Source organism: Rhodococcus sp. P3_B8, assembly GCF_056402775.1.
Genome location: NZ_JBFUGT010000437.1, coordinates 1 through 4,284, shown reverse-complemented (window position 1 = coordinate 4,284; position 4,284 = coordinate 1). Strand labels below are relative to the sequence as shown.

At 69.3% G+C, this 4,284-nt stretch carries 5 protein-coding genes; all 5 read right to left on the bottom strand.

Translation table 11 applies throughout. From position 1 onward, the window contains the following. Positions 1-1,484, bottom strand: a 1,484-nt coding sequence (locus AC1D1G_RS42355; protein ID WP_477956615.1) for a glycerol-3-phosphate dehydrogenase/oxidase, incomplete at its 3' end; no start/stop codon positions are given. Continuing rightward, the gene (locus tag AC1D1G_RS42350; protein WP_477956614.1) at positions 1,481-2,113 is read right to left on the bottom strand and encodes a TetR/AcrR family transcriptional regulator; all 633 of its coding nucleotides are present in this window, start codon (positions 2,111-2,113) and stop codon (positions 1,481-1,483) included. The genes AC1D1G_RS42350 and AC1D1G_RS42355, both read right to left, overlap by 4 nt. A 282-nt stretch (positions 2,114-2,395) precedes the next feature. Beyond that, positions 2,396-3,112, bottom strand: a complete 717-nt coding sequence (locus AC1D1G_RS42345; protein ID WP_283353121.1) for a PIG-L deacetylase family protein — start codon at positions 3,110-3,112, stop codon at positions 2,396-2,398. A gap of 16 nt (positions 3,113-3,128) precedes the next feature. Further along, positions 3,129-3,305, bottom strand: a complete 177-nt coding sequence (locus AC1D1G_RS42340) for a hypothetical protein (RefSeq protein ID WP_007296377.1) — start codon at positions 3,303-3,305, stop codon at positions 3,129-3,131. Between the two features lie 198 nt (positions 3,306-3,503). Then, positions 3,504-4,280, bottom strand: coding sequence for a phage shock envelope stress response protein PspM (pspM, locus tag AC1D1G_RS42335; RefSeq protein WP_105414542.1), 777 nt, complete (start codon positions 4,278-4,280; stop codon positions 3,504-3,506). Positions 4,281-4,284 lie beyond the last annotated feature (4 nt).

Genomic DNA, 4,284 nt, shown 5'->3' with positions numbered 1-4,284 from the left:
AGTCCGATCCGGGTGCGCCGGTCGAGCAGGTCGTCGACGTCGAGTGCCCCCTCGTGGGTCACCGCGAACTCGAACTCGGCGCGGCTCACGTCGACACCCTCGGCGATCGGCGCCAGCAGTTCGGGGTCGGCGGCGGCGATCAGCGTCGCCTCCGTTCCGTAGCGGGCGAGCAGCGCCGGTGGGACCGAGACCTTCCGCAGCGCTTCGGGTGTCGCGGCACCGACGAGCGGCAGGGCCCGTGTCCGGCACGGGCCCGCGTCCAGTCCTGCCACCTCGACCGCGGCGTCGACGGCATCCTCCGCCATCTTGCGGTAGGTGGTCAGCTTGCCGCCGACCACACTGACGAGACCCGTGTCCGAGCGCAGGATGGCGTGGTTGCGCGAGAGGTCCGCGGTGGATCCGTCCCCGGTGTCGAGGAGCGGTCGCAGTCCGGCGAAGGTCCCCAGGACGTCCGAGCGCTGCAACGGAACCTCGAGCGCGGTGTTGACCGTGTCGAGAAGGAAGTCGATCTCCTGCTCCGACGCCACCGGAACGTCCGGAACAGGTCCCGGCGCGGCCTCGTCGGTCAAGCCGAGGTACACGCGGCCGAGCTGTGCGGGCAGCGCGAAGACGAAGCGATTGGTCTCACCGGGGATCGGAACCGTGAGCGCCGCGGTCGGGTTCCCGAGCCGCTCGGCCGGGAGCACCAGATGCGTGCCGCGACTGGGCCGCAACGTGATCGCGGGATCGATCTCACCCGACCACACGCCCGCCGCGTTGACCACGGCGCGCGCCCTGATCGATTGTTCCGAGCCGGTCAGCTCGTCGCGCAGGGTCGCGGACGTCCCGGTGACGTCGTACGCGCCCGTCCGGGTGAGCACCTTCGCACCGTGGAGCGCGGCGGTGCGCGCGAGGGACACCACGAGTCTGGCGTCGTCGATGAGCTGGCCGTCGTATGCCATCAGGCCGCCGCGCAGGCCTTCCCGCCGAACCGCGGGGGCGAGTTCGACCACCCGGTCGGCCCGGACCGTCCGTGATCGCGGCAGGACCGACGACGGCGTGCGGGCACTTGCACGCAGCAGGTCACCGGCCAGGAAGCCCGTGCGGACGAGGGACTTGCCGAACAGCGTCGTCGAATCGAGGACGGGCACGAGCTGCGGGAGAGCCCGGACGAGGTGGGGGGCGGTGCGGGTCATGAGGATTCCGCGTTCGACCGCGCTCTCGCGAGCGATACCGACGTTGCCCGATGCCAGGTACCGCAGCCCGCCATGGGCGAGTTTTGAACTCCACCGGCTGGTCCCGAACGCGAGGTCCCGCTTCTCCACGAGCACGACGTCGAGGCCGCGTGACGCCGCATCGAGAGCGACACCGACGCCGGTCACTCCGCCGCCGATCACCAGCACGTCGACGACTGCACCGTCCGACAGCTGGTCGAGTTCGCGCGCTCTTCGCGCGGCGTTCAGAGCCGACGAGCGGCTCACGGGCGGCGTGTTCGGGTGGTTCACCGGTCTCCTCGATCTGTCGGGTGGGTGTCGGCGGCGTCCGGTGCCAGATAGGCGCCGACAGCGTGCCGGAGTTGCTCCGTCAGGGCGTCGCCGGGAAGTTCCTCGGCCACCATCACGGCCGACTGGACGGCAGACTGTGCGATGAGCAGCACCATCGTGGCGATCTGACGGCTGTCCCCCGCGCGGATCGAGCCTTGGTCCTGACCCGTCGACACCGCGAACGCGACCTGGTCGATGATCGCCCGCTGGCTCGTACCGAGCCGCTCGAGGACGTAGGTGGTGAACAGTTCCTGATCCGAACGCAGGATCTTCACGAACAGCGGATGGTCGCGAACCTCGGTGGACACGTGGACCACGGCGTCGACCAGCTGGYGGTGGACCGATTCCTCGGCGGAGAATTCGGGCATCACCGCAGCGATCTCACGGGTCATGAGATCGGCGACCACGGCCCTGGTGTCCGACCAGCGGCGATAGACGGTCGGCCTGCTGACGCCGGCGCGCCGGGCGACCTCCGCCAGCGTGGTGCGGCGCAGTCCGAAATCGAGGATGCACGAGCGTGCGGCGTCGAGAATGGAGTCCTCGACGCTCGCTGCGGTGTCGTCACGCGACGGAGAATTACGAATAGACATTGTGTGTAACACCGTAACGCATGAATCCCCCGCCGGCACCGAACCGGCACTCGAAACACATCACCAGGCCCACACGATGCCCGCCGCACCCCTACCCCGGCCTCGGCCTCGGGGATGCGAGCAGCGCAGTCGGGATCGGAGGGCGGGTGACAAGGAGAGGTTGCGCGTCGGAGAAAAGCCGAGGGCAACCACGCAATGATTCGGATAATTATGGCGTTCCGTCCGGGTCGGATTCTCGTGCGAGGGACCGGAGCGCCGCCACGATCGTTCTCGCTCACGGCCTCAGCCGAAGAAGTAGAGCTCGAATCCCACCGCGCGTTCGGCGTCGAATCCCGGTTGCGGCCCGGTCACCATCTCGACCTGTGCCCTCGCCTGCCGCCCCACCGGTACGTCGCTCAGCGCCTCGAGGTAGCGGACGTGCTCGGCGAGCGAGAGCACCGCCCGATCCACCGTGTGAGTGACGTCCACCGCGTGAGTGGGTGTCATCGTGTTGACGGCGACCCAGCGGACACCGCGCCACGGCGGCAGCCCCGACTCCCCCAGCTCGGGAAAGATCCACTCGTTCGCGGCATCCGCGGTGGCGTCGAGAACGGATCGGCCGAGTGCGCGGTGGTCCGCACTGTTCAGCTGCCCGGGCCCCCAGGTGTCCGCGAAGTTGGCCGTCACCACGAGATCCGGGCGATGACGACGGATCGCCGTCGCGAGATCGCGGCGGAGCGCGAGACTCTCCACGAGAGTGCCGTCGGGGTACCCGAGGAACTCGACGTCGGTCACCCCCACCACGGCCGCGGAACGTCGCTCCTCCGCCTCCCGCAGCGGGCCCGACTCCGTGGGGTGCAGGCCCGCGATCCCCGCCTCCCCGCTGGTGGCGAGCACGTAGCGAATGTCCTTGCCCTGCTCGGTCCAGCGCGCTACAGCCGCCGCAGCGCCGTATTCGATGTCGTCGGGGTGCGCGACGACGACGAGCCCACGATGCCAGTCCTCGGGTACCGGTTCCATGGGTAGAGCATGCCTGTCAGCTCCGCGTGATGTCCGATTTCTCGCCGGATCCGGACATCGCCTTGATCAACAGGTACACGCCGAACACCACGGCGCTGACCACGAGAATCCAGAACAGACCCTTGACGAGGGCACCGACGACCGCCAATGCAATCCAGATCGCCGCGACCGCCAGAACAATCTTCCAGAACATGATTTCCTCCACTCACGTCTCCCCGATCGATTTCTGCGCCCGACATCTGGTCGACCCCACTTATCGGGTACGCACACCAGCGTGGCACGGCGGAGCGGGTAAATCACCAGGTCAGCGTAAAGATCAGGGAAAGATCAGGGTTCTCCCCCACACGATGTCCCGGAACTCAGAAGTCACCGGTCGGGTCGATCGACGACATCAGCGGTAGCGGCGCACGATGTCGTCGATCTCGCCGAGAGCCGCCGCGAGGCCGGCGAGCTTTTCCGTCGCCGACACCAGTTCAGCACGCTCGTACGCCAGTTCGCCGACGGCACTCGTCGTTCCGGGAACGGCGACCTCGGCGGCCGCGGCCACCAGTTCTTCGAACTGGTCGACGCCGTCGTCGAGTTGCGCGGCGGCGGAGGCGATCGCCCGGTCAAGCGGTGCGGCCGCGGCCCGGCTCCCCCGCGCGGCGTCCTCCATGGACGTGATGTCGAGGGCGACCGCCTGGAGGGCTGCGGCCGCCGAGCGGGCCGTGGAATGGGTGTCCTCGATGTCCTCGCCGCTGATGCTCCCGGACCGGGACAGCACGCCGAGGATGCCGTGCAGTGCCCGTTCGCTGTGCACGAGTCGCTCCATCGGTTCCCGGGCGGCCGAGGACGGCCCCGGAAGCACCCGACGGGCAGGCAGGCCCGGTGGCAACGTCACGGCGTCGAGCTTGCGGTAACGGCTGACTGCCAGCACCGCGGGGACCGCGAACACGACTGCGCCGCCACCAGCCATCAGCATCGACCACTCCGGTGCCGCCATCAGGGCGAGACCCGCGGCGCCGGTGGCCGAGGATCCGGACACGATGCCGTAGCGCTTCGCGCGGCGCCGGGCGCGCCGCTTCTTCCGCAGCAGCCGTTCCCGGGGGTCACGCCACCTCTGCGCCGCGTCCGCGACGGACTCACCGGCGTCGCGCAGCGCGCCCTGGATCCCCGCGAGCCCGGACACGACA